General features: G+C 40.9%; 21 protein-coding genes and 1 pseudogene. 9 read left to right on the top strand and 13 right to left on the bottom strand.

The genetic code is table 11. The features are described from left to right. Nucleotides 1-319: 319 nt before the first annotated feature. The 6 genes from ACZ42C_RS11205 to ACZ42C_RS11180 all read right to left on the bottom strand — a co-directional run bounded on the left by ACZ42C_RS11205 (nucleotide 320) and on the right by ACZ42C_RS11180 (nucleotide 5,533). The gene (locus tag ACZ42C_RS11205; RefSeq protein ID WP_461183120.1) at nucleotides 320-655 is read right to left on the bottom strand and encodes a hypothetical protein; all 336 of its coding nucleotides are present in this window, start codon (nucleotides 653-655) and stop codon (nucleotides 320-322) included. A gap of 2 nt (nucleotides 656-657) precedes the next feature. Then, on the bottom strand, nucleotides 658-2,526 hold the full coding sequence (locus ACZ42C_RS11200; RefSeq protein ID WP_461183119.1) for a DUF6792 domain-containing protein: 1,869 nt from the start codon (nucleotides 2,524-2,526) through the stop codon (nucleotides 658-660). Between the two features lie 5 nt (nucleotides 2,527-2,531). Then, the gene (locus ACZ42C_RS11195) at nucleotides 2,532-3,182 is read right to left on the bottom strand and encodes a hypothetical protein (RefSeq protein ID WP_461183118.1); all 651 of its coding nucleotides are present in this window, start codon (nucleotides 3,180-3,182) and stop codon (nucleotides 2,532-2,534) included. Nucleotides 3,183-3,483: 301 nt separating this feature from the next. Further along, nucleotides 3,484-4,131, bottom strand: a complete 648-nt coding sequence (locus ACZ42C_RS11190; protein WP_461183117.1) for a hypothetical protein — start codon at nucleotides 4,129-4,131, stop codon at nucleotides 3,484-3,486. A gap of 45 nt (nucleotides 4,132-4,176) precedes the next feature. Next, on the bottom strand, nucleotides 4,177-4,839 hold the full coding sequence (locus ACZ42C_RS11185; protein WP_461183116.1) for a hypothetical protein: 663 nt from the start codon (nucleotides 4,837-4,839) through the stop codon (nucleotides 4,177-4,179). A 40-nt stretch (nucleotides 4,840-4,879) separates the two neighbouring features. Beyond that, nucleotides 4,880-5,533 carry a hypothetical protein gene (locus ACZ42C_RS11180; protein ID WP_461183115.1) on the bottom strand — a complete coding sequence of 218 codons (654 nt, stop codon included), beginning with the start codon at nucleotides 5,531-5,533 and terminating at the stop codon, nucleotides 4,880-4,882. Between the two features lie 559 nt (nucleotides 5,534-6,092). Here ACZ42C_RS11180 and ACZ42C_RS11175 point away from each other — a divergent pair. After that, a complete protein-coding gene (locus ACZ42C_RS11175; protein WP_461183114.1) occupies nucleotides 6,093-6,338 on the top strand; it encodes a hypothetical protein in 246 nt (81 codons plus the stop codon). Next, nucleotides 6,338-7,687 (top strand): tripartite tricarboxylate transporter permease, encoded by a 1,350-nt coding sequence (locus ACZ42C_RS11170; RefSeq protein ID WP_461183113.1) that lies wholly within the window; start codon nucleotides 6,338-6,340, stop codon nucleotides 7,685-7,687. The genes ACZ42C_RS11175 and ACZ42C_RS11170 overlap by 1 nt, the downstream gene beginning before the upstream one ends. 166 nt (nucleotides 7,688-7,853) lie before the next feature. Here the strand turns inward: ACZ42C_RS11170 and ACZ42C_RS11165 are convergent, their stop codons facing one another. The 3 genes from ACZ42C_RS11165 to ACZ42C_RS11155 form a co-directional block, all read right to left on the bottom strand. Further along, nucleotides 7,854-7,979 carry a hypothetical protein gene (locus ACZ42C_RS11165; RefSeq protein WP_461183112.1) on the bottom strand — a complete coding sequence of 42 codons (126 nt, stop codon included), beginning with the start codon at nucleotides 7,977-7,979 and terminating at the stop codon, nucleotides 7,854-7,856. 218 nt (nucleotides 7,980-8,197) lie between these two features. Next, complete coding sequence (locus ACZ42C_RS11160) at nucleotides 8,198-9,427, bottom strand: IS110 family RNA-guided transposase (RefSeq protein WP_464891252.1); 1,230 nt, start codon at nucleotides 9,425-9,427, stop codon at nucleotides 8,198-8,200. Between the two features lie 1,813 nt (nucleotides 9,428-11,240). Beyond that, nucleotides 11,241-12,560 (bottom strand): lysine N(6)-hydroxylase/L-ornithine N(5)-oxygenase family protein, encoded by a 1,320-nt coding sequence (locus ACZ42C_RS11155; protein WP_461183801.1) that lies wholly within the window; start codon nucleotides 12,558-12,560, stop codon nucleotides 11,241-11,243. Nucleotides 12,561-12,751: 191 nt separating this feature from the next. Between ACZ42C_RS11155 and ACZ42C_RS11150 the strand changes: the two genes are divergently transcribed. The 7 genes and pseudogenes from ACZ42C_RS11150 to ACZ42C_RS11120 all read left to right on the top strand — a co-directional run bounded on the left by ACZ42C_RS11150 (nucleotide 12,752) and on the right by ACZ42C_RS11120 (nucleotide 19,024). Continuing rightward, nucleotides 12,752-14,164: an IS110 family RNA-guided transposase gene (locus ACZ42C_RS11150; protein ID WP_464891251.1), complete on the top strand. Its 1,413-nt coding sequence runs from the start codon at nucleotides 12,752-12,754 to the stop codon at nucleotides 14,162-14,164. 1,041 nt (nucleotides 14,165-15,205) lie between these two features. Then, entirely contained in the window at nucleotides 15,206-15,982 is a 777-nt protein-coding gene (locus ACZ42C_RS11145) for a hypothetical protein (protein WP_461183557.1), read from the top strand. Between the two features lie 174 nt (nucleotides 15,983-16,156). Beyond that, on the top strand, nucleotides 16,157-16,531 hold the full coding sequence (locus ACZ42C_RS11140) for a serine hydrolase (RefSeq protein ID WP_461183572.1): 375 nt from the start codon (nucleotides 16,157-16,159) through the stop codon (nucleotides 16,529-16,531). A gap of 127 nt (nucleotides 16,532-16,658) precedes the next feature. Next, nucleotides 16,659-17,310 (top strand): annotated as a pseudogene (locus ACZ42C_RS11135) (HAD family hydrolase). A gap of 144 nt (nucleotides 17,311-17,454) precedes the next feature. After that, entirely contained in the window at nucleotides 17,455-17,808 is a 354-nt protein-coding gene (locus tag ACZ42C_RS11130) for a VOC family protein (protein ID WP_461183558.1), read from the top strand. A 404-nt stretch (nucleotides 17,809-18,212) separates the two neighbouring features. Continuing rightward, nucleotides 18,213-18,722, top strand: a complete 510-nt coding sequence (locus tag ACZ42C_RS11125) for a GNAT family N-acetyltransferase (RefSeq protein WP_461183559.1) — start codon at nucleotides 18,213-18,215, stop codon at nucleotides 18,720-18,722. Between the two features lie 62 nt (nucleotides 18,723-18,784). Then, nucleotides 18,785-19,024, top strand: coding sequence for a hypothetical protein (locus ACZ42C_RS11120; RefSeq protein WP_461183560.1), 240 nt, complete (start codon nucleotides 18,785-18,787; stop codon nucleotides 19,022-19,024). Nucleotides 19,025-19,284: 260 nt separating this feature from the next. Here the strand turns inward: ACZ42C_RS11120 and ACZ42C_RS11115 are convergent, their stop codons facing one another. From ACZ42C_RS11115 to ACZ42C_RS11100, 4 genes are all read right to left on the bottom strand, one after another. Further along, on the bottom strand, nucleotides 19,285-21,447 hold the full coding sequence (locus ACZ42C_RS11115) for an SA1320 family protein (protein WP_461183561.1): 2,163 nt from the start codon (nucleotides 21,445-21,447) through the stop codon (nucleotides 19,285-19,287). Nucleotides 21,448-21,459: 12 nt separating this feature from the next. Continuing rightward, nucleotides 21,460-22,326: a DUF1672 family protein gene (locus ACZ42C_RS11110; RefSeq protein ID WP_461183562.1), complete on the bottom strand. Its 867-nt coding sequence runs from the start codon at nucleotides 22,324-22,326 to the stop codon at nucleotides 21,460-21,462. Between the two features lie 288 nt (nucleotides 22,327-22,614). Further along, a complete protein-coding gene (locus ACZ42C_RS11105) occupies nucleotides 22,615-23,094 on the bottom strand; it encodes a hypothetical protein (RefSeq protein WP_461183563.1) in 480 nt (159 codons plus the stop codon). A gap of 17 nt (nucleotides 23,095-23,111) precedes the next feature. Next, the gene (locus ACZ42C_RS11100; RefSeq protein WP_461183564.1) at nucleotides 23,112-24,050 is read right to left on the bottom strand and encodes a DUF1672 family protein; all 939 of its coding nucleotides are present in this window, start codon (nucleotides 24,048-24,050) and stop codon (nucleotides 23,112-23,114) included. Nucleotides 24,051-24,173: the final 123 nt, after the last annotated feature.

Below are 24,173 nucleotides of genomic sequence, written 5' to 3'. Positions count from 1 at the left end.
CGGAATTCAAGGGGGGAGGAGCGAAATGTGAAACTGCCGAGCTGAATCCCTGTGGCATAGAGCGAAACCAATCTCGAGCGGACTCCCTGCTACGTGGAGCGAAATAGGAGGATGTCGAGCGAACTCCCTGTGGCTTGGAGCGAAATCCAGAGGAGATGGAGCGAAATAAGAAAATATCGAGCGGAATCCAGCGGGCATGGAGCGAAATAAGCAAATGCCGAGCGAAATCCGTGGGAGATGGAGCGAAATACCTGCGCCATGGAGCGAAATCAGCAAACATCGAGCGATCTCCACGCGCCATCCAGCGTTCTTCACACCCTCAACTCATCTCAAACACCTTCTTGTAACGATACGTCACCCGCTGGATCTTCATCTCATCCGCTTGCTCATTAAATCTGTTCACAACTTGATTGATGCGGAAATTCGTTTCCAGCAGCAAATTATTATTCCAGACCTGCATTTGCTTCGTCTTCGTAAGCATTTCCTCTACGATTTCACCTTTTTCATCAAGGAAAATGTTATCGACAAGGGCAAAAAAATCAGCATCACAATCACTGATCTCCTCGGCATATTTTCTAAGTGCATCTTTTTTATGGGAGAAATCCTCCTGCGGCAGAATTCTTTCATTCACAGTGATTGACTTTACCTCATCCATATTTAAACACCCCTTATCAAATCGAACTGTCGTGATACCTTTTCATCTTCATCAAAAAGCAATTCCACAGCCTGGCGATAATTTTCGATATGCTTCTGTTCTCTTTCCAATGCATGCCTGAAAGAATTAAATTCATGATCAAGGTCCGCCTGCTCCAGAGGATAAATTTCTTCATGGACACGGATGCTTTCAATTCTGTGCGGATTGAGCACTGAATACGTTCCCAAATGAAGCATGAGGCGAAATTGATACATAAGCGGGCTTGCTTCCATTTCATTGATTTTTGCGATTACTTTTCTTTTCTCCTCGTTGTAGGCCTGCTGTATTTCCCGGTCCACCGCATTGGCAAGCCTGGTTATCGCCGTTTCTTTTTCCGCAAGTTTTCCCAGCCCTTTTTGATACAGTTCCAGCGCTGCAGACATATTTACCCGAATTTCCTTTTTTCCCTGTGTTGCCGTTAAAATCATATCCGTTCCCATGTAGGATTTTCTCCCGCCGGTAATGGCATCCAATACTTCGGGGATCCCGTGGCTGGCACCGATCATTTGCAAAATATCCATGAATTCCTTTTGCCCGAGTGCGCCTGCGCTATCCTGCAATGCACTCGCATGCTCCAGGAGTCTTATAATACTCCCGATATCTCCGCCTATTTGCGCAAAAAAATTTCCTGTGTCCCGAATCGTTACATTACTTTCCAGAGCTTGCTGAATTCCAAGCAGTTCAGTTTCTATCGCTGTAATCTCCGTGATCAGTACATCTTTCTGCTGCGTGCTAATATATCCCGCTTCCTCCAGCCTGCCGAAAATTAAATCAGCATTACTTGTAATCGTAGTCACTTTGGACATTAATTCCGGGACATTATCATTCAAATTTCTGATCAGTGTATCGAGCTCTTCCTGATGGGTGAAATAAGTATGGACGCCACTGCCAACCCCATCTATCTCAAGCAGTGTGTTCACAAATTCCATATCCGCCCCCAACACGTCGTAAATAAATTGATCGGTGCCTCCTTTTTCAGAAGAAACCGTGTACTGGATGGCGAGTTCCTGAAAATCGCGAACCACTTCGTCCGGAATATCGTCCATGATTTCCCGCAGCCCTGGGTAATCCGGGTTTGTTTCCAAATAATTTACTTCTCCAATGGTAAAAAATCCACGCTGACCGCTAACGGCGTAGAGTGGGTCATCCAGGGAGATGGTCTGATGAATGTTCTCTGCTTTGTCTGCGTAGTGTGTTTCGGCAAATGCCTGGAGTTTCGTGGGATCGATGTCGTAGATGGCGTCTGGGTCTGTTAAACTCAAAGAAAATTCTCTTGAAACTTCCCTTCTGAATTCTATATCGGCTCTGTACAGTTGGTAGTAGTTGGTTTGTGCTCCATTAATACTATAGACAAAATCAAATGTATCATATGCCAAGTATGCAGTACTATTGTTGTTATTGGCTAATGAATGCCCAAGTCCAATAACAGGAATGGAGTCGTCTTTCGAATGTAAACCAAATTTTATTATGGCTTCCTCAGTGAATTTATTTGTATCTAGAGCCTGGCTATAATCCAAGCCGGCAAACATAGATTTTACATTGTAATCCCAGTCAACTAAATCCTGTGTTCCTTGTGAGATTACATATAATTCTTCCATTCTATTTTCTTCATTGCTTAAATAGATTGCTGTACCATCATAGCCTGAAATGCCATCTAATGTATTTGCATCAGAGGAATGGAATATCTCTATATCAGCTTCTAATGTTGTTCCGAACTCTTCAATATAAAATTGTTTTATTTTTGATTTCATTTCTTCCTCTGGCAAATTATCGTATTCCAAATGGATTAACCTAAGGAGAAATGGATCGTTCTCAAGAAAATACATTGTCATTTTCATCAACTACTTTCGCTAATGAAATTAATATTATTAAGCCATTCAATTACGTTTTCTTTCTCTTGCTCCTCTAGGTCAGCACACAATTCCTCATCTCCATTACAGTTGGAGTGAGTAGACACTTGTACACCGCCTATATCTTTTCTGTTTTGAATATATGCTACGTATCCAAAATAATCCTTTGTCTCAAAATGACTAATATAGATAGTTTTATTTTCAGTCTCATGCTTTTTAAAGTCTAATTCACTTCCGAAACTTGCACTTAATTGATTGAGGACTATTTCTTCATTACCGACTTTTTCAGGCAAATATTTAAAATCTATTGAAGTTTCAAGCGCGTTGTTATCCACACCTATAATAAAACTTTCAAATCTTTTATCTTCTTTTGAATATCCTCTTTCACCTATAATACCTCCTCCAGGAAAATCCATCTCATACCTCCCAGTCCCGGACAAAAACGGATAATACCCATCCCTTGTTTCCTCCGTCGACTGCAAAAATTCCCGGGTAAACTCATCCTGAAACGCCCGCAAATCAGGCAACTCTTCCGGATCCATGTCCGCTGGCTTTTGTGCGCCATCCCCAGAACCCATTTGACATCCTCCTAACCCAATCAATGCAATAAATAAAAGTACAATCATCCATTTTTTCACTGTAAAGCCTCCAGTTGTTCAAGCTACATAATTATCATATGATGACGGTTGCCGTGAGCCACGAAAATAGCTCTTTTTTCCAGTATAATAAGAAAATTAGTGAATCGGTAGCAGAAACTTACATTTCTTTAAAAATGGTGCTTTTGTCATAGGTGCTTCGGGGTGTAGTTGTGGATGACCCGGGACTTCAGATGTGAAATTAGAGCATTATATTTATGTTGGAGGTGGGAGTAAACCTGATCGATTTCATCACTTCTTCAATGTTAAACCTCCACCTGCTCAAAATGACCGTTTGGAAATTTTAATTATTCACATTCTCCGATTCATTAACAAATTGTACTGATTCCGCGAGGCGTTTAATCTCTTTCAATATAGCGAGTTTGTCAATGGTGACACTGTGATCTATAGTAAATCTTAGTTCGACTCCGCCGTCATCAAGTTGATTTTGGATGTAAGCGACATAGTAATCGTCTTTAGCATCAGGAAAATATTCAGCCAAGTAAAGAGATCTATCATCTAACACAATTTCTTCAAAACTGAGGTTTTCTTCTACATTTTTTTCAAACCTGTCTAAATGCCGGTCAACTCTTTCTTTATTTCTGGTGATATTATAGGAAGCTCTGATTTGCATGCCGCCACCATCCATCTTTGTACCAATGACTAGATTTTCGATCCCGGTATCTTTTACACTTTTTTCACCAATCACACCGCCTCCCGGAAAATCCATCTCATACCTCCCCGTCCCGGACAAAAACGGATAATACCCATCCCTGGTCTCCTCAGTAGACTGCAAAAACTCCCGGGTAAACTCATCCTGAAACGCCCGTACATCAGGCAAGTCTTCCGGATCCATGTCCGCCGGCTTTTGTGCTTCATTTACAGTATCCATTTGACAACCGTTTAGACCAATTAATACAAAAAATAAAAATATACAGGCACACTTGTTCACCTTGAAGCCCCCAGTTTTTTAATCATTAAGCAAGCTGCTTCAATACTACTTATGTTCTTCACTTTCAATAAAATATATGGAATCAATCCAGGCATTCATTTTCTCCCTCATACTTTCCTCGCTGATTATGCAGCCCTCCTCAGTCTCACAACCAGTTGTGTATACAATTTGTATAGCTCCGCTGTCCAATTTATTTAAAACATTAGCTGCAATACCAAAACTTTCATATTCTTCATAGTCAAAAGAGGCATAATGAATAAATTTGTTTTCATCTTCTTTATGTTTAAATTCCAATTCCATACCCAATCTATTACTGAGCTGATCTAATATATTTGATTCATTTCCCAATTCATGATGAGAGTAGTAATTTATATTAATAGAGCTTTCATGGCCATCTCCTTCATCAACCCCTAATAATAAACCTTCGTATCCATTATCTTTTTCCGCATAACTTTCTTCACCAATCACGCCGCCTGCCGGAAAATCCATCTCATATCTCCCTGTCCCGGACAAAAACGGATAATACCCATCCCTGGTTTCTTCCGTCGACTGCAAAAATTCCCGGGTAAACTCATCCTGAAATGCCCGCGCACCAGGCAACTCTTCCGGATCCATGTCCGCCGGTTTTTGTGCTTCATTCCCCGTCGTGGTTTGACACCCACTAAATCCTATTAATGACATTAAAAAAAAAATTATCCACTTCTTCAATGTTAAACCTCCACCTGCTCAAAATGACCGTTTGGAAATTTTAATTATTCACATTCTCCGATTCATTAACAAATTGTACTGATTCGGCCAGAGTTTTGATTTCCTCTAGTAAACTGGATTGGTCGATGGAGACACTGGATTCTATACTAATTCTTAGTTCAACTCCGCCACTATCCATTGTATTTTGAATATATGCGACATAAAAATCATTTTCTGAGTCAGGAAAATACTCGGCGAAGTAGATAATTTTATCTTCTAATACTTTTTCCTCAATATCCAGTTCCTCCTCTACAAGCTGTTCAAAACTTTTTAAAAGATCTTCAGTATATTCTTCTTGTCTAACAGTGTTATATGATACTTTAATCTGCATGCCGCCACCATCCATCTTTGTACCAATGACTAGATTTTCGATCCCGGTATCTTTTACAGCATAACTTCTTTCACCAATCACGCCTCCTCCAGGAAAATCCATCTCATACTTCCCGGTCCCGGACAAAAAAGGATAATACCCATCCCTGGTCTCCTCCGCCGATTGCAAAAACTCCCGGGTAAACTCATCCTGAAACGCCCGTACATCAGGCAACTCTTCCGGATCCATGTCCGCCGGCTTTTGTGCTTCATCGTCTGCACTCAGGTAACAGCCACCCAAGCCAATCATCGCAATAAATAAAAATAATAAAATAAACTTTTTCACAGTTAATCCCCCAGTTGAGCAAATGACATACTGATTTTTAATGGAGCAGAGTAACAGTCTATTTTCCAGTATAATAAGAAAATTAGTGAATCGGTAGCAGAAATTTGGAATTTATGTAAAAATAGTGCTTTTGTTCTAGATGTTTCAGGATGAAGTTGAAAAAAGGCTTCTGATGGTAAGGGGAGGGGGAGAACCTGCCAATATTTGGGGGGGAATTCCTCCGAGTTGGCTTTCTAATAGTGAAAAAACAAGAAATTCCCTCAACGCACATCAGCCAGAATCCATTCACCCACTGAAAAATCACTACCTACTAACACCACTTCCAAGACAAGCAAAACCACTTATGATAAGATAAAACACATCATCCAATCTGTCCGGGAAAAGAAAAAATCCCGGGAAGGAACGAAACAAAAAATCAGCATCAAGTCAAACGGCATGACCATACATAACAGAGTTTTTCGCTGGCGCTCGCATACAGCATAAGCTCACTGCAAAAGACGAACCCTAAACAAAACAAACAATATCAAACCGCAATCCAATTAAATAAGGAGGCCGAAAAATGACCAGGGAAAACAATGAAAATAATACTTATGTTGAAATTTGGGAGGACCATGTGGAAATCAAGGACCTCCTCCTTGCCATGGCAATTTGTATTAGCGGCTCACTTGGCGGCTATCTGCTTGCTTTTGGCGACACGCCGCCGCTTATTTTTGGCCTGATTGGCGGGGTCATTGGATTTATAATTGCCAGTATCATCGTGAAACCGAAAAGGGAACTGACGGTGATGGAAGAAGGTGAAGAATAATGGATGCAGTCATTATTATGCAAATGGTGCTCGCGGGAATCGCCGGGTCATTATTATACACGCTCATCGGAATTGCTCCCGGCACGGATGAAACGGCGGTGCTCGCACCCGTAACGATCGCGCTTGCGCTAATGGGATTTTCTCCCTACGTCATTTTGGCCTTTTTCATCGCAGCGATTGTTTCCAAAAAACTGACGGACTCGATCCCGGTGGCTGTCGCCGGCATACCGGGCGGAGTCATGGCTGCACCGATGGTAGAGCATGCCATGGTGCTCAAACAGTATGGGCTGCCAGATGTCAGTATTCGGAAAATGGCCTCAGGATCGGTGATCGGCACATTGGTAGCCATCCCGGTCAGCTTTCTGCTCGCTTATTTGCTCCTGCCTTTTGCCGATGTGGCAGAGCAATATTCCGGACTGATCTTTACCCTCGGTGCCGTTTTGCTCGCACTGCTGACGAAAAATAAAATCTTGTCGCTGGTCATCATTGTGCCATTTGCCATGCTGATTATGGGGCTCCGTCATCTGTACTGGGGAGTGGGAGTAGTCCCCGAAGATACCACTGTGTTCGTTTCCTTTTTCCTGGGAATTACCATCGGCCCGATTGCTTTTACTCTGTTCGAGCTGTTGAATAAGCGGATCCGGGAGAAAATGCCCCGTCTCGGCCCCAAAAAAATTGAGATGAAAAAATCGAAAAAGGAAAAGGGCCTGCCGAACCCGTTCAGCATTTTAACCAGAAAGGAAGCTTGGACGTCGGCATGGGGAAGTCTGCTAGGAGTCTTCACATTCTTTTTAACCCCGGTCGGCATGTCGGTTTTCTGGGGAGAAGCCATCACCAGGCATGTGAAAGAACCCGTCGCACGCGCATCCCGGGCGATTTCCACCATGGACGGGCTCACCAACGCTTCCTACCTGGCGGGAATATTGATCCCTTTAATTGCGATCGGGCTGCCATTATCGCCAACGGCCATTGGCCCGGGCGCCGGTCTGTTCAATGCGCCACCGGTACTCACACCGGATAATAATATCCATCATATGCTTTCGATGGGTGAAATCATGACGGCAACGATTATTGGCGCGGTCGTCGCGCTGCTGATCACCTTTTTTATTGTCATCAGATATGCCACGCAAATTTGCGGGCTCGTGTTCAAATACATTCCGCATGAAGCACTGATCGGCCTGTTTTCCGGACTCGTGGTCATGCTTGCCTACATGGATGCCGGCGTACTGAATATTTTCGGAACCATCCTCGTCGCCCTCGTTGCCGGCCTGCTCCACCGAAACGGCGTGAACTACGGAGTCATGTTCATGGTGCTGTATGCGGCACCGTGGATGCTTGGAATGTTTTAAAGTGGAGGTTACAGCAGGGAGGTTGATACTCCCTGCTGTTTACGTTTATAGGGAGTGCGCGTGCGTGCCCTTTTTGTTGATTATGAGGAACGGCAGAATGTTGTATCCATCCTGCCTGATAAAACCGAATAAAAAGATAAATTAATTTCCGGCCCTCGTGGCCGGCTTATAAAAAGAATAATAGAAGAAGAATGGGTATGGTAATAAAAATTGTAAGCAGACAACCGCAACCCATCATGCTGTTTCCTATTTGCTGCAACCCTTCCCCAAGCTCTTTTCCTTTTTTGCTCATGTTTGTATCCCCCTTTACAAAATGATTCGACATAACTTTATTAAACCCTGCAAAAGGGGATCGGAGGGGAAAGACCTGCGGTAGTATGTCAAGAGAAAAATGTTAAATTATTTAATTGTCAAGGTTCAATTTGCTTAAAAAAGGCATCAAGAAACTAGACCAGTAAAATAATGTAAATTACTGGAAATAACACAAAGGATATTAGAAGCAATTTAGCTTCATATATTCACGCTCCTTTTCGGCGTGTAGATTTGGTGATTACGTAGTAGCGCATCCACCAAACGCACTAATTTTCTTGCGGTTAGAACGAGGGCTCTTTTGTGTTGATGTTTCGGTACTTCTCGATACTTCTTTTCATAATACACTTGGTATTCAGGAATCTCTCTTCTTACCCGGTTGGCGGCTTCAACTAAGTAATATCGGAGATACTGATTACCATTACGTGATAGCGAAGTATCATCAGCCGTAAAGCGCCCTGATTGGTGTTTACGCCAATAAAGGCCCGCATACTTTGCGATTTTTGTTTCACCTTCAAAACGGTCTATCTGCCCAATCTCAGCGATAATGCCTGCTGTAAATACTGGACCTATACCAGGTACCGTTTGAAGTGTTTGAGGTAATCCAGCCATAATTCGCTTGATCGCTTTATCAATCTCTTTTACTTGCTTTTGAAGAGTCCTTATGACCTCAATAGTAGTGCCAAGAATGATGTCTATAGAGTCCTCTACAACCTTATCTAGGCGATAGGAAGAACGAACAGCTTTATGGATTGATTTAGCTACACACTCTGGATCATCAAAGCGGTTCCTGCCTTTCTCTTGAAGAAATGCTGCTAAATCTTCTATTGGCATTTGCGCCAGTTCATCAAGGCTGTATTTCTCATAAAACAGATCCATCATGGCATTGCCGAAGACAGAAGACTCCACTTCCTCTGTGAAGGTGTTGCATTTAAAACTTAAGTGCTGAAGAAAGTGTTGTTTTTCTTTAGTTACTTGACGGATGAGTTGGTAACGAGAGCGAGTAAGTTGTTGAAGCGCAACATACTGCTGCTCTTTAACAACAGACATTGGCAAACGCCCAAAGCGTAAATAATCGGCAATGACAAACGCATCAATTTCATCCGTTTTGTCCATATCACTGTAACTCTTTTTAAAGTTCGCAATCTGTTTGGGATTCATAACGAATACTTCTGTACCAAGTGCCTTAAGCGTTTCATCATTATGTAAAAACATGGATGGATGAAAGCTATAAACTGAAGTAGATTCAAGACCAATTTTAATCAAATGGCTTTTTTGGCTTTGTATATACTCTAAAATAGAATCACGTAAAACAGTGGCACCAGGCAAATCATTGGATACTGTGAAGGAACGAAGTTTCTCTCCTTCACCATTTAGAAAACAAACCTTAATATCAAAAGAACTAACATCTAGACCAACAAATAATTTCATGGGGGGAATTCCTCCTTTCGATTTAGAATCATTGGTACTTATTTCTTGGACGCCCTGAGATATCCCTAGTGTGAACGTCGATCAACAACCTCGTGTATAAGTACTATCCCTGATTCGAAAGCCGCCCTAGAGCTACTACCATCCAGGTTCGATAATCAGGGTGCACAGCCTGCGAGTAGGAAGGTCCGCACGTACACTGGGAAACAGTCTTTCTAATGTGGTCGAGCCACAAGGGGGAAAAGAATTGTCCCAAATGATCCTAAGACCATTATCTAGAAATATCTCAGGACATCCAAGAGATTTGACTATATTTTTATAAAAGTAAGAATATTATAGGCTCAAAATTATGGGCCTAAATATACTATACGAGGGGGAATGAGGGGCAGATTTCCGTTAGTAGAACCTTTCTAAAACCCAGTTTGGCTTAAGAATGGAGTGGGATGATTGCTATAGCGGCTCTCGCAGCCAATTCGGATTAAAGAAACCGTGTAAAAATCCATCAGAGCCCTCCTCACTGCCCGACCGAGTTCAAAAAGTCATTGAAAAGTCCAATAGAGTGCATCTCACTGCCCGACCAAGTACAAAAAAGCATTGAAAGGTCCAATAGAGCCCTTCTCACTGCCCGACCGAGTTCAAAAAAGCATTGAAAGGTCCAATAGAGCCCTTCTCACTGCCCGACCGAGTTCAAAAAGTCATTGAAAGGTCCAATAGAGCCCTTCTCACTGCCCGAACAAGTTCAAAAAGACAGTGAAAGGTCCAATAGAGCCCTTCTCACTGCCCGACCGAGTTCAAAAAAGCATTGAAAGGTCCAATAGAACCCTTCTCACTGCCCGAACAAGTACAAAAAAGCATTGAAAGGTCCAATAGAGCCCTTCTCACTGCCCGAACAAGTACAAAAAGTCATTGAAAGGTCCGATAGAGCCCTCCTCACTGCCCGAACAAGTACAAAAAGTCATTGAAAGGTCCGATAGAGCCCTTCTCACTGCCCGACCGAGTACAAAAAGTCATTGAAAGGTCCAATAGAGCCCTTCTCACTGCCCAAACAAGTACAAAAAGTCATTGAAAGGTCCAATAGAGTGCATCTCACTGCCCGACCAAGTACAAAAAAGCATTGAAAGGTCCGATAGAGCCCTTCTCACTGCCCGAACGAGTACAAAAAAGCATTGAAAAGTCCAATAGAGCCCTTCTCACTGCCCGAACAAGTACAAAAAGTCATTGAAAGGTCCGATAGAGCCCTCCTCACTGCCCGACCGAGTACAAAAAGTCATTGAAAGGTCCAATAGAACCCTTCTCACTGCCCGAACAAGTACAAAAAAGCATTGAAAGGTCCAATAGAGCCCTTCTCACTGCCCGAACAAGTACAAAAAAGCATTGAAAAGTCCAATAGAGCCCTTCTCACTGCCCGAACAAGTACAAAAAGTCATTGAAAGGTCCGATAGAGCCCTCCTCACTGCCCGACCGAGTTCAAAAAAGCATTGAAAGGTCCAATAGAGCCCTTCTCACTGCCCAAACAAGTTCAAAAAGTCATTGAAAGGTCCAATAGAGCCCTTCTCACTGCCCGACCGAGTTCAAAAAAGCATTGAAAGGTCCAATAGAACACCTCTCACTGCCCGAACAAGTACAAAAAAGCATTGAAAGGTCCAATAGAATACCTCTCACGGCCAATAAGCCTTAAATAACAATATAAAATTCCAATAAACCATCTCCCAAGTCTGATTCCCCTGACCGCTCGGAACTGGGATAAGGAACCTGTCCCTCCGTCCCGTGTCCCCCAACAGCAAACCGGGACAAGGAACCTATCCCCCTGCCCAGGTTATCCAAATTGCTGGAAAATGGTATCCCGTTTATTTTGATAGACTTCCCGACCGGCGAGCAGGTTGATGATTTGGATGTTTCTTTGCACCGACAATGCCAGGTTGGTGGCGGCTGTTCCGTGGGAGTGTTCCAGGTTGGTCAGGGTGAAAAAGCGATGGTCCCGCCCTCGATCCCGCTCCCGTCCGTCCTTGAAAAGGAGCTGATAATCCCTGGTGACTTTGTAATGCTTGTCATCCTCCCACACGATCTCATCCTGAAAACGTTTATAGAACCAGGCTGGAATGTTTGGTTTATAGCCCGTCGCCAGGATCACCTTGTCCGCTTCATAGTCAAAGGATTTTTCCAACTGCCATTGATAGCATTCAAGCACATATTTGTCATTCTTTTTACGCAGCCCTTTGACTTCCGTGTTTGGCTGGATCGTCACCGGGTGCTTCTTTTGCCCGATGGTTTTGTGGTACAGCGTTTCGTATAATTCCCGCAATGTATCCGGATTAATTCCATTTCTCAGCGTGCCCAGGGTTTCCAATGTGTCATTCCGCTGGTTAAAATCCAATCCATGAAAATAATCCACAAAATCAGGCGAGAAAAACTCCAGGCCGAATTCTCCCTTTTCCAGCTGAAACAGTCCACTGGAGCGGCTGAATAATGTCAGCTGGAACTCCTTGTTTTCCTGTTCCTTCAACAAATCAAGGAGTACCTCGATCGCGCTCTGGCCCGAACCCACAATGGAAATATGCGGAGATTGAACGAGTTTTTCCTTCTCGTACATGTACCTGCTCGTATGTAACACATCCTCCTCCGGGTGCCCTGACATTGTATCCAGAATGAACGGCTCGCTGCCTGTTCCCATGGAAATATTTTTTGCAAAATAGGATGTCTTCTCGTTGGTGGAAGTATCGGCCACGACCACTTCATAATGCGGCTCGGCAGCTTCTTTATGGTCAATTACATCCACGACTTCATAACCGAAATGGAGGTAATCCAGCTGCGCGGCGACCCATTGCAGATAATCATTATATTCCTGCCTCGGTGTAAGCGATTTGCTTAAAATATAAAACTGATACAGTCGATTTTGTTCGTGCAGATAGTTGATAAAAGTGAACTTGCTTGTTGGATTAGCAAACGTGACAAGATCCGCCAAGAATGGAATGGTCAATACCGTTCCTTCAATTAACATGCCGGGGTGCCATTCCAATTCATCCGTCTTATCAAAAAATACGGCATCCAGCTCCGGAGTTTCCTCCAGAAGTGCCGCCAGTCCAAGGTTGTAAGGTCCTATGCCAATGCCAATTACATCGTATAACTTATCAGCCATTTTTCCACTTCCCTCTGTAACATACATTTTTGATTAATGTACCCTTTTTTGCCGGGGATTATGCTTTGGTAGAGGTGGTGGTGCCTAGTATAGTAAATAGTTCATAAATGAAGAAAGACCATCATTTTCAATGTAAAATAGAAGTACCTATCACAGAACTTCCAATTACTAATCACTCAAAGGAGATGAAAATGATGGTCCATACATTATTGAACCATATTCAAGGTAAGAATGGAAGTCGATGGGCAGAATTTATTCGAAAAACAGGAGGAGAAAAGATATTAATCGTAGCGGTGGATGCAGCGAAGTATACGCATAAGGCCACAATCTGTACATTTTATGGAGATATTCTGGTAAAACCATTTGAGTTTGATGCATCCGGGACTGGATTTGAGAAGGTAAGGAATTTGGTTGAGAGTGAAAAGAAAAAACATAAAATGAAAGAGGTTGTTATTGGCATTGAAACAACGGGGCATTATTATGAGGATCTGGTGAGGCGCAGTTATAAAGAGGGTTATATGGTTCGGGTTATAAATGCAGCGACCACAGCACAAGTACGGGAGATGCTTTTAAATTCATCCAAGACAGACAACCTGGATTTAATGGCGATTGTACAAGCGATAATATACGGTCATGGCACAACGCATGAATTAAGCTCGGATACGATGAATAACCTGCAAAAGCTAACTCGTGCAAGACGTGAGTTAGTGGCAGAGCGTTCATCTGTACAAAATCAAATACGTGTCCATTTAGACCATATATTCCGCGAATTTCAAGGGAAAAGTGTATGGGAAAACGGCAAGCGAGAACAGAAAAAGCCCTTTTCCGATTTATTTGGGAAGTCGTCGGTTTACATCATGAGAAATTGCCCACATCCAAGCGATATCGTGGAACTTGGAGTGAAAGGCTTACGTGCTCTTTCGGTACGTGAAAATCTAAAACTGCGAGATGATACGATTCAATGCTTGCTTGATTTTGCCAATCAATCCATTTCACAGCCAAAGGAATGTGTCCAGGCGGATCAATTCCTGCTTAATCAGCGTCTGGATCAACTGGAATTATTAAATAAACAGATTAAAAAGCTGGAAAGAGAGATTGAGGATTTATTTGTACAGACAGAGGGGGCGGTCCTTCTTAGCGTGCCGGGTATTGGAGTCGTTACTGGAGCTGAATTATACGCGGAAATGGAGGATATTTCTGATTTCGATCATGCGGGACAATTAATAAAAATGGCAGGGACAAACCCAGTCGTGAAGCAGTCAGGGGATAGGAGACCTTCTTACTACGCTGTTTCCAAACAGGGGAGGAAGCCTTTCCGAAATGTTGTTTATCAGGCCGGCCGGTCTTTAGCCAGTAATAACCCGGAAATGAAACAGAAATATAAAGAGCTCATTGAACGCGGAAAAGTCGCTCCACAGGCTTACATTGCTTTGGGAAACCGGATGATTCGATTAGCCTTTTCCATGATTAAGCATCAGACGTTATACCGTACAAATCATAAAGATTATACTTTACTCAATCAAATAAGCAAAAAGCTGCACAGCGCTAATACAAAGCTGTTTTTCGAAAAATTTGCCGCAACGATAGACTATCAGTCTGCCTAACTGGAAATTAAGTAATTATAGACAGTGAGCCAGTTATGACAAAAGTGATCCATTCACTGGAAAATAGCACTATCTTAACCACAGCTTTAGCTGCTTGCCCTTGACCGCCGTGCCACTTCTTAGTGATCGCTGGAAGGGGGCGGGGCCCCGCCAGCGGAACTTAGAAGTGAATGTCCGTGGTACGCTGCTGATGCGGATGGAGCCCTAAAGGCTGTTTTTCTACCATCCGCCATCAAAACCACTACCACGGACACAAACAAGGTCAAGGATGGTGGGATACATGGCATGAATGATATTATTTGATGTTTTTATTCACTAAGTAGAACACGAAGCATGAACTGATTAAAGCCATTTGTTTTTATAAGCTATAGGAAGTGAAAATGGAGCTCCTCTAGGACGTTAGATTACATTGAACAACGTGCCTGAGGCTCCAGACCTCGTGTGACAGCGTTATGGATCTTGTCCTGCAAGTACGAATAATACGTGAAAATCTAAGTTTATATCACTAGGTTGTATCCTCTGCAGGATAAAAAAGCAAGATCCCTTTTACGTTCTAGAGGGGCTCTATTATAAAGTTCTGTGATGGATGAGTCTTTTCAGAAAACAAAGAAAATGAAGGGCTTTAGTTAAACTTACCCTTTTTTCGGTAAAATTACCTATTGACTTATTTACCATTATACGCTGTCACTCCCCGAATTTTGTCGAATGGCGGGTGGTGCCTGGGACTGCGGTACAGCGGTTCCTCGTCCCACCGTAAAGATTTGTCACTTCTGGAAATATAAAAAGGTAAGATAGCAGATTGTGAAATAACACACTTAAAGTAACGGTTGCGTTGATCAAAGAAGGATTAACCATCTTTTTTGTTGAACTTAATATATTAAAGGGCAGTTTAGTGCAATAGTGTAATTAAAGATTAGATGTTCCTACACTATGATTGGATTAGAGAATAATTTATAAAGGTGATATAAGAGAATTCGGTTTAAGCATTTTTCTCTGAAGGATAGTGTTCAGTTAGATTTCTTTTGTTGGAGTTGAGAGTACATGGGAAAACATTTAGTTATTAGTCGCTTATTAGAGAACTTAATAGGGGCGAGCTTTTCAATATCAATCTTTTTTATAATAATGATTAGTAGTAGTGGGTTTAATTTGTTTGAATTCCACAACTTGATTACAACACCAGCAATTTGGGCTTTATTTTTTGGTTACGGATTAATTAGTTCCGTTGTCATAGATTTTATTGGAAAATTCATTCCTAATTTTTCTTCTGGTAAACAAATATTGCTTTATATTTTGTTCGGATATCTCATTTTTTTGATTTTGATGCCAATCGAATACCTATTGATTGCTGGAACAGTGGGGGCTTTTTTCTCTCTCCTTTTTTTACTAGGTAAAGAAAAATTAAAACCATTAAAATGGTATAGCTGGATTGTATTCGTTGTACCACTTGTTTGTTTTGTGATGATTCCTTTGGATCATACAAGTAAAGTCGGGTGGAATGAAGTGATAGGAGATAAATTTGTAGAGGTTGAATACGAATATTTTAATGGAGAGCATTTGATACCCATTCATGGACAGCAAGGTCAACAAATTTACTTTGACGTAGAACATCATTTTAGCAATGGAAATAGTTATGGCATTTCTCTTTATGATGAAAATGGTGATCATGTAGGGATGAATGAAGAAAGTAATGATGTATTAAGCGTGGAATTTAAGAAGGCAACGACAAAATATATTGTTGTTAGAGCTATTAATGGAAATCAAGGACAGTTTCAGGTGAAGTGGTGGAATGATGGGAAGACTGAGCCTGATTGGAACTAAGTGAATCTCGAACTAACGGGTGCGCGCGACAAGTTCTGTTATAAGCGCTATTTGGCGTGAAACTAGAGGAAGTTTAGATAAGCTTTAACTTTACAACGGAGGATAGGAATGAGAAAACCATGTTTTCCGAAACTATCCCATCAATACTCCTGCATGCGTTATGACTGACAGCTTATAGGGTGTGAAGCACAGGTAGATTCGGCAGAAGGCGGCTGTGTTTCCACGGCTCATGAATTAATGATATTTATCAAGGCTTTCTTTAAAGGAAAATTATTTAATGATACTGTTTTACATAAACTGAAAGTAAATAACAGGTTGCAGGCTTCCATGCTCCCCATTCATTACGGTCCCGGATATATGAGGGTCCCATTAAATGGTCCTGCAACACTTTTTATGGGGAAAGGTGAGTTAATCGGTCATTCTGGTTCAACAGGTTCCTTTGCATTTTACTATCCCGAAAAGGACATGTTTTTTACTGGAGATGTCAACCAAATGGAAAACCCCGCAACCCCCGTACGGCTGGCGATGCGACTTGCCATGTCTATGTGATCATGAAGATGAAAGTTTCTTCTTCAAGGTTAATATAATTTGATCATTCCTCTGCTAGTGTGTGAGTAGTTCAAATAAGGTTTAACATATCGGTTTGAAAAATAATATTTGTAAGAAGTGGAGAAATATGATAAAAGCAGTTGTGTTTGACTTAGATGGAACTTTATTAAACAGAGATGCATCAGTAAAGTTTTTTAGTGAAAAGCAATACGAGCGATTGAATAAGTGGTTAAACCACATACCAAAAGATAGGTACATAGAAAGGTTTATAGAACTTGATAATAGGGGTTATGTCTCGAAGGATAAAGTCTATCAGCAATTAGTGGATGAATTTGACATTACGGGGTTGACGTAGGAGCAACTACTACAAGACTATATCAGTCAATTTAAAGATAGTTGTGTTCCTTTCTAATCAGTACATTAGAAAATTTAATGACTAAGAATATTGCGCTTGGAATGATTACGAATGGTAAAGGACAGTACCAAATGAATAATATGAAGGCTTTAGGCATCGATCAATACTTTAAGACGATTCTTATATCCGAGTGGGAAGGAATAAAAAAGCCCGAACCAGAGATATTTCAAAAAGCATTAGAAAAACTTAATGTTTTGCCGTCTGAAAGTATATTTGTTGGTGATCATCCAGAAAACGATGTAAAGGCTGCTCAAAATGTAGGAATGAAAGGTGTTTGGAAAAAAGACTATCAATGGGATAACGTGGAATTTGATTATATAGTGGGGGGGATTTGGCAGAAATTCCAATACTTCTAGAAAAATAAGCAATACCAATTTACTCAGTAAGGAAACGGCCGCTTTAACACAAAAATAAAAATTACTATTTTAACAACTTTTTACCAATGAGCAGGATATTATATTTAATATGCCGAATAGTTAATAAAGGGAAAAATGAGAGGGGAGTTTTTATGAAAAATCCAATTTTGAACCATATAGGAACAGTATTTATCCCGGTAAGCGATATAGAGAAAGCGAGAGATTGGTACTGCGATATTCTGGGGCTGAATCCAGACGGGGAAATTCAGTTTGGTCATCTGTATGTTATACCTATGGAAGGTACAGGGATAGTGTTAGATAGCAAAATTTATTCAGAGGGTAGCGTATTCAGAACTCCAGCATTCCACTTCAATACAAAAAACATTGATGAAGCATTTCGTTTTATGATGAAAAGGGGCGTTAATTTGATTACAGACATTGAACATAATCATTATTTTAATTTCAAAGATCCTGATGGAAATATATTAATGATTTGCCAATGTTGATTTTAGGCTAGGTGGTGCAAGGGTGGAACAAAGGATTATAAATGGATGGCCTTAACTTTCAAATTGATTCCGTAATATTAGGTTAAAAGCAAACTCTTTTTCAAGTGAATCAATTTCATAATAGAGAAGTTAGTATAGAAATCCGAACAAAGTTGATTTCCGCTCCAGACGGACGCTTTCCGCGGGCTCTGCCTCAGCCTCCTCGCTACGCTGCGGGGTCTTCGGCTATCGCTGTTCCCGCTGGAGTCGCCGTCTTCCACTCCAATCAACAGGCTCGCGTTCTGTATTAACAAATTATAAAGTGTTTCTATTAATTAATGTTCGGATACTTAGTAAAAATAAGCAATTATGAAATTTACTAAAGTAAAGCAATGTAAATAAATTACTTCAAAAGGGGGATATAAATGATTATACGGGAAGCAAATTTGGAAGATGCAAAAGGAATAGCGAAAGTACACGTCGATAGTTGGCAAACAACATATGAGAATATAGTACCCAGTGAATATCTAGCAAAATTAACATATGAAAGCCGAGAGCAGCTATGGTTGAAAAACATATCAGATGGTGGTGTGTACGTAGCAGAGAACAATAAAGGAGAAATTGTTGGTTTTTCTTCAGGGGGGAAAGAAAGAAGTAACAAATATGAAAATTTTGATGGAGAATTATATGCAATTTATATTTTAAAAGCGTATCAAGGGCAAGGGATTGGAATGGAACTTTTAAAACCGATTGTAGAAAAAATAAAAGCGATGGGGATCAACTCCATGCTTGTTCTTGTTTTAAAAGACAATCCTTCACGTTATTTTTATGAAGCACTCGGCGGTAAAAAAATAGATACACTTGAAATAGAAATTGTGGGAAAGAAACTTTTCGAGTGTGTTTATGGGTGGGAAGATATAAGCGGATTAGTTTGAGAATTTTAGTTTTGTTCCATCAGCTCGCGGGAAATCCTCTAACATAGGGGAGGTTGATAAAAATGTCTAAACCAGGCTTAACAAGTCTAAAACCTGGTCAAAATTACAAAGCAAGTGACCTGGACAGTTTTATCAGTACGACGGAAGCTGTGCTGCTTTCCTCAAACGGGAGCCAGCTTTTTACCGAACCTGACCGGGAGTATAAAGTAACCAATGAATTTGAAGGTTTTTTTGAACATTCACAGGAAACCGCAGAAAAGCACTACCATGAGAAAAAAGTATATCTTGTAGAGAAAGCGTAGACGTAAATGTTAAAAGGTTTCTTCCTGGAAAAGGGGGAAGCCTTTTATGCGACGGGCAGTCGCATTGTTCAGGAGGTGCCTGGGACTGCGGTACAGCGGTTCCTTCAGAGGTGGTGCCTGGGACTGCGGTACAGCGGTTCCTCGTCCCACCGAAAAGACTGTCACTCCCCGAATTTTGTCGAATGGGCGAGAGGAGGAAATGATTTTCAGATGAAGGGAATGAAGGGAAGGGGCGAAATGATGTCATCGCGCTCATCACACTACACCGTCCCGCGCTCCACCTGATCATTTAAAAGCACCATATTTCCTTTCACGCTTTTGGATACATCCTGAATAGATGTAATCGCTTTTCCTTCCTCGCTGGAAAGCTGGAAAATGATATCGTTAAATAGAATTTCCATCTCACGTAAAATGGAGGAGGAGGCGATATTGTATAACCTTACATCCTCGTATCGACCATTATCAAATATGGCTGTGTCCAGATAGGGCTTGAATTCGTCAATCAATTGCGGCAAGTTGACAATCAGTTTGCCAATTCCTTTACGCAAGCCTTCCACCGTTGCTTCCATTTCAATAATAGGTTGTTTCACTGCAGCTGCTGCATCCAATACCCGTTGTTCAAAATCAGTAAATAAACGAATAAGCAAGCCGGCAGGAGTTCGATATAATAGATTTCTTGTTGTTGAATCTATCGTATGCAAAATAAATTCAAGCGTCTTTTCAATCAGAAAAATCCCCCCTTGGATTCCTAATAGAATAGGAGTTATCTTGCTTGTTACAATAGTTCTCAGCATGTTATGGGCCGCGTTCACCTGAAGTTCTTTTATTTTCATTTTATTTTCCAGATAGGGGGAGTCATCGATCGTAAAAACGGCTGTTTGCTGCACTGTATATGTATCAGGTACAGGGGCGGTTTTTGTATCAATGGCATTTGCCAGGTCTTGATCTTTGTTATGAAAAGCTTCAGCAACACCGTCAACTTGCGCTTCAAATTGATGCAGCTGGTTAAATACGGCATCGCTGTTTTTATTAACAATGCTGTAGTGGTCATGCAATTCCCCGACTACGGCATCCACATAAGAATCTTTGCCGCCTTTAAACAGATCCGGGATGTCATCATACACGAATGTTCGGATATTTGAAACCAAATCATCGATATCATTTCTTACGTCCATCAAATAATTTCGCAAAGGGGCAAAAAGACTTTCCACACTAATGTCAACGGATACAACGTACTCCACCAGTTCCATCGGTTTCGAATTTAAAACAACATTGAAAACCCTGCAATTTTCTTCAGCAAGATCGACTAAAGCAATCAGTCCGTCAATACTGGATTTGAGCAGGTGGCCAGTGGATGCAATCCCATTAAACATAGGCTCGGCAGCTAGTTCATCCAGCATAGTTTGGAAGGTGGTTTGGAGTTCGGTGACACGCCGGTTAAATTGCTCGCCCTCATCCACTACGATTTCATGGGAATTTTCCAGGTATCCATGGGCAAGACTAAGGCGTTCTATCACAGTATTTCTGATACCGGAGACTAGCTGATCCATAAAAGCTTTATCTATTTTAATAGGCTGGGATGGTCCGCCATAAAGCGCCTCCCCGGTCCAAAGGCTTGTCACGATATGATCAGCTGCACCGACATGGATATGCCCATAGCCCGGTTCCCCTTCTGTGCCAATTTCAATGGTAAAATTGCCATTTGCATCTCTGTCCACGTATCCCGTGTGGTTGGAAACGAGTGCAGCAGGTAAAGGTACTCCATTATGAATGGTATGTTTCTCTCCGGGAATGCGGTGATCCATTCCAATGCTTTTTTGTATTGTTGTAAGGATGTCATATTCTCCATAATAATTCGTAATATTCGAATAATTTTTGTCGGGATCAACCATACCGGAGGGAAGGATCGCAGGGTTCAGGGTAACCGCCCTCACATGCGGGTTTTCGATAGCGACTGCATTTGTGTTGGCTCCGCCAAGGGAATTCCCGGTAATGGAATCGACGGGACCGAAAGTTTCTTCCACGTAATCAAAATAATCATTTGCTGCATGTAATTGAGCTGGAGGTATTCTGCTTGGTAAACGAAGATTGGTGTCGATCCAGTCTTCTTGGAGCTGTTCACTGCCTACGTAGACGACGGTGAGTTCTCCGGTTTCTACGTTTTGAACGGTTAGGGCATCGAGGCCGGTGGGGTGGTCGTAGATCGTGTCAACCACATCAAAATGTTTATTATTTACTTCTATAAAAGAACCTACTTCAGGTTTATTGTAGGCATGATGCCCGGCTAATTCAACTAAGTCTGGGTCTTGAATTGGGGTGGTGTCTATTTTTTTAACAGTATTTTCTATGTGATTTGCCTGGCTATCAATATCTTTACCTTTTAAACTATTTGTGGAATAAGATGTCTTCTGTCGAATAACCATCAATGTAACCTCCTAATCTTTCATAATTTTATCTGGTGCTTTTCTTTCTAAAGTACTCTCTTTCTTGCCACTTCCTCTTGTCTTATCAATATAATTATCATTTAGAAAGATTGAATATCCTCCTGCAGGAATACCTTTCATTTCTTCAATGTCAGTGACAATTTGATTAAATATCTCTTCATCCGGTTTTGTTTCGCTGTTTTCCATGTAAAATTCAATATTCACGTTTAGATAACGAGGGTCTATTGGGTTCTCTTCAAAGAATTTTTCTAGCTCTTCTTTTGTTATTTGTGGATTTGCCAAATATTTTGCCAATACTTCTCTGAACACGTTACCTGCAGCAGAAATAAAATAATATTGTGTACTGTGTCCATGTGCCTGAACCTTTCTGACTACTTCTAACGGGGTTCCTATAACTGAATATTCCTGTGTTATTTCTTCCAGATAAGTATCCAGTTTTGTAAATTCTTCTTCAAAAGCCATGGCGTATAGTCCACCCTGAATGGCAAACTCAACCTCTCCATCCCGAGACCAAACAGAATCTGTTTTAATTTCCTCATTCTGAAGATCAATAGGCACAATAGCTATGGTATTAAAATGCGGTTCGCCAATCGACTCCACAAAAACAGTCACCCCATCCATTGCACTTACAAAGTTATGTACTTCTACTTCAGCACTGTAATTGTCCAAAAAATATTGCTCCACAGCAGCTACTACAGTATCACGTTTCTCTTCAGCGATTTCCCCATATTCTTCGTTGGCGTCATAAAGGGTATAACCTTCCCCGGTATAATCCTGAATGCTTACGTAATTTTCTTTTTCGTAATCATCCTGCAGGTAATCATTTTCTGTATTCTCATTGTTATCAGCACCACTCATGCTCATGCATCCCCCTAAAAAAATCGGTGTCATTATTGCACATACACATATTAAAAATGCCTGCTTTGGTTTATTCACGTTAACACCTCTTGTGTTAATAAAATTTTAAATAACTATATATCCATCAGTATAAGTTAGTGAGAACTTTTATAAAAGTATTTTCGAATGAATTATTGCTTTTTTTGGAAAAATAAGCAAAAGGATAGATTGTTAGTTGTGAAATAGGTAATTAGTACTGTGAATGTAAAATTATAGTGTAAACGTCTTGATTTAATTTTACCTACAAAATCATTTTTTTATTATTTCATCGGCAGGGGGCAGTGTAACTGCTCTCACATGCGGGTTTTCAATCGCTACCGCATTGGTGTTGGCTCCTCCAAGGGAATTCCCGGTAATGGAATCGACGGGACCGAAAGTTTCTTCCACGTAATCAAAATAATCATTTGCTGCATGTAATTGAGCTGGAGGTATTCTGCTTGGTAAACGAAGATTGGTGTCGATCCAGTCTTCTTGGAGCTGTTCACTGCCTACGTAGACGATGGTGAGTTCTCCGGTTTCTACGTTTTGAACGGTTAGGGCGTCAAGGCCTGTAGCAGGATCATAGATAGTATGCATAACTTCAAATTCGGTCCCATTAACTTTCATTGAGTCACCCAAATCGTGATTTCTATATCTATAAGCATGATACCCAGCTAATTCAACTAAATCTTGATCATTTGCTTTTGAATAATTTTTTCTTTCTATAGTCGTTTTTGAAGAATTAATCATAAAAGTATCCTCAAACTTTATTGTTTTACGATCTTATCGGGAGTAGACCTTATTAAAGAATTGTCTTTCCTGCCGATACCTCTTTTTTTATCAATATAATTATCGTTCAAAGAGACGGAGTATTCACCACTGGGAATTCCATTCAGTTCTTCAATATCATTTACGATTTTATCAAATACTTCTTGATCTGGTTCAATATCTTCTTCTTTCATAAAAAATTCAACCGTTACAGAAAGATACCTAGGTTTAAAATTATTTTCATTAAAAAACTCAGCTAATTCTTCTTTTGTGATGTTAGGATTTTCTCTATATCTGTTGTAAAGTTCATCAAAGACTTCACCAAAGGCTGTGATTGAATAATAGGGTGTTTCGTAACCTGAACCCGACACATTTGCTATTGAATCTATGGTTCTGCCAACGAGAGGAGATTCCTTAGTAATGTTCTCTACATACGCATCTAAATTCGAGAATTCCTCTTCAAAGGCCATTACGTATAACCCACCTTTTATTCCATTCTCTACGTGACCATCTTCTGACCAAACATTATCTACTTCAACATTTTCATTTTCAATATCAATTGGAACTACAGCATAAGAATAAAAAAAGGGCTCATCAATGGATTCTACAAAGACAGAAACCCCATCTGCAGCACTAACAATATTATTTACTTTAACTTCCACTGCATAATTATCTATAAAATATCCCTCTACAGCTTCAACGACTGTCTCACGATTTTCTTCTGCTATTTGTCCTGTTTCCTCTCGGCTGTCACGGAGTGTATAACCTTCCCCGGTATAATCCTGAATACTCACAAAGTTCTCTTGTTCATAATCATCTTGAAGGAATTCGTTTTCCGTGTTTTCATTGTTATCAGCACCACTCATGCTCATGCATCCACCTAAAAAAATGGGGATCATCATTGCACATAATAAAAACGCCTGCTTTGGTTTATTCACTTTCACACCTCTTGTTTTTATAATTTTTTTGAGGTCAATGTTCTCTTTTTTAAAAAATTGGGTGTTAGGGTGGTTCGTTATTAAGTTACAGTTAAAATGTAGCGGATCACTTGTGCTCATCAG

Source organism: Virgibacillus kimchii (genome assembly GCF_055379185.1).
The sequence above is the reverse complement of the archived record's forward strand: the minus strand, read 5'-3'. Positions and strand labels throughout refer to the sequence as shown.

Excerpts from the sequence above, each read along its gene's own strand:
- ACZ42C_RS11170 (WP_461183113.1), top strand. The coding sequence starts at position 6,338 with ATGGATGCAGTCATTATTATGCAAATGGTGCTCGCGGGAATCGCCGGG.
- ACZ42C_RS11105 (WP_461183563.1), bottom strand. The coding sequence starts at position 23,094 with ATGATTAATTCTTCAAAAACGACTATAGAAAGAAAAAATTATTCAAAA.
- ACZ42C_RS11155 (WP_461183801.1), bottom strand. The coding sequence starts at position 12,560 with ATGGCTGATAAGTTATACGATGTAATTGGCATTGGCATAGGACCTTAC.
- ACZ42C_RS11110 (WP_461183562.1), bottom strand. The coding sequence starts at position 22,326 with ATGAGTGGTGCTGATAACAATGAGAATACAGAAAATGATTACCTGCAG.
- ACZ42C_RS11175 (WP_461183114.1), top strand. The coding sequence starts at position 6,093 with ATGACCAGGGAAAACAATGAAAATAATACTTATGTTGAAATTTGGGAG.
- ACZ42C_RS11145 (WP_461183557.1), top strand. The coding sequence starts at position 15,206 with ATGGGAAAACATTTAGTTATTAGTCGCTTATTAGAGAACTTAATAGGG.
- ACZ42C_RS11205 (WP_461183120.1), bottom strand. The coding sequence starts at position 655 with ATGGATGAGGTAAAGTCAATCACTGTGAATGAAAGAATTCTGCCGCAG.
- ACZ42C_RS11120 (WP_461183560.1), top strand. The coding sequence starts at position 18,785 with ATGTCTAAACCAGGCTTAACAAGTCTAAAACCTGGTCAAAATTACAAA.
- ACZ42C_RS11160 (WP_464891252.1), bottom strand. The coding sequence starts at position 9,427 with ATGAAATTATTTGTTGGTCTAGATGTTAGTTCTTTTGATATTAAGGTT.
- ACZ42C_RS11200 (WP_461183119.1), bottom strand. The coding sequence starts at position 2,526 with ATGACAATGTATTTTCTTGAGAACGATCCATTTCTCCTTAGGTTAATC.
- ACZ42C_RS11150 (WP_464891251.1), top strand. The coding sequence starts at position 12,752 with ATGATGGTCCATACATTATTGAACCATATTCAAGGTAAGAATGGAAGT.
- ACZ42C_RS11115 (WP_461183561.1), bottom strand. The coding sequence starts at position 21,447 with ATGGTTATTCGACAGAAGACATCTTATTCCACAAATAGTTTAAAAGGT.
- ACZ42C_RS11165 (WP_461183112.1), bottom strand. The coding sequence starts at position 7,979 with ATGAGCAAAAAAGGAAAAGAGCTTGGGGAAGGGTTGCAGCAAATAGGA.
- ACZ42C_RS11130 (WP_461183558.1), top strand. The coding sequence starts at position 17,455 with ATGAAAAATCCAATTTTGAACCATATAGGAACAGTATTTATCCCGGTA.
- ACZ42C_RS11125 (WP_461183559.1), top strand. The coding sequence starts at position 18,213 with ATGATTATACGGGAAGCAAATTTGGAAGATGCAAAAGGAATAGCGAAA.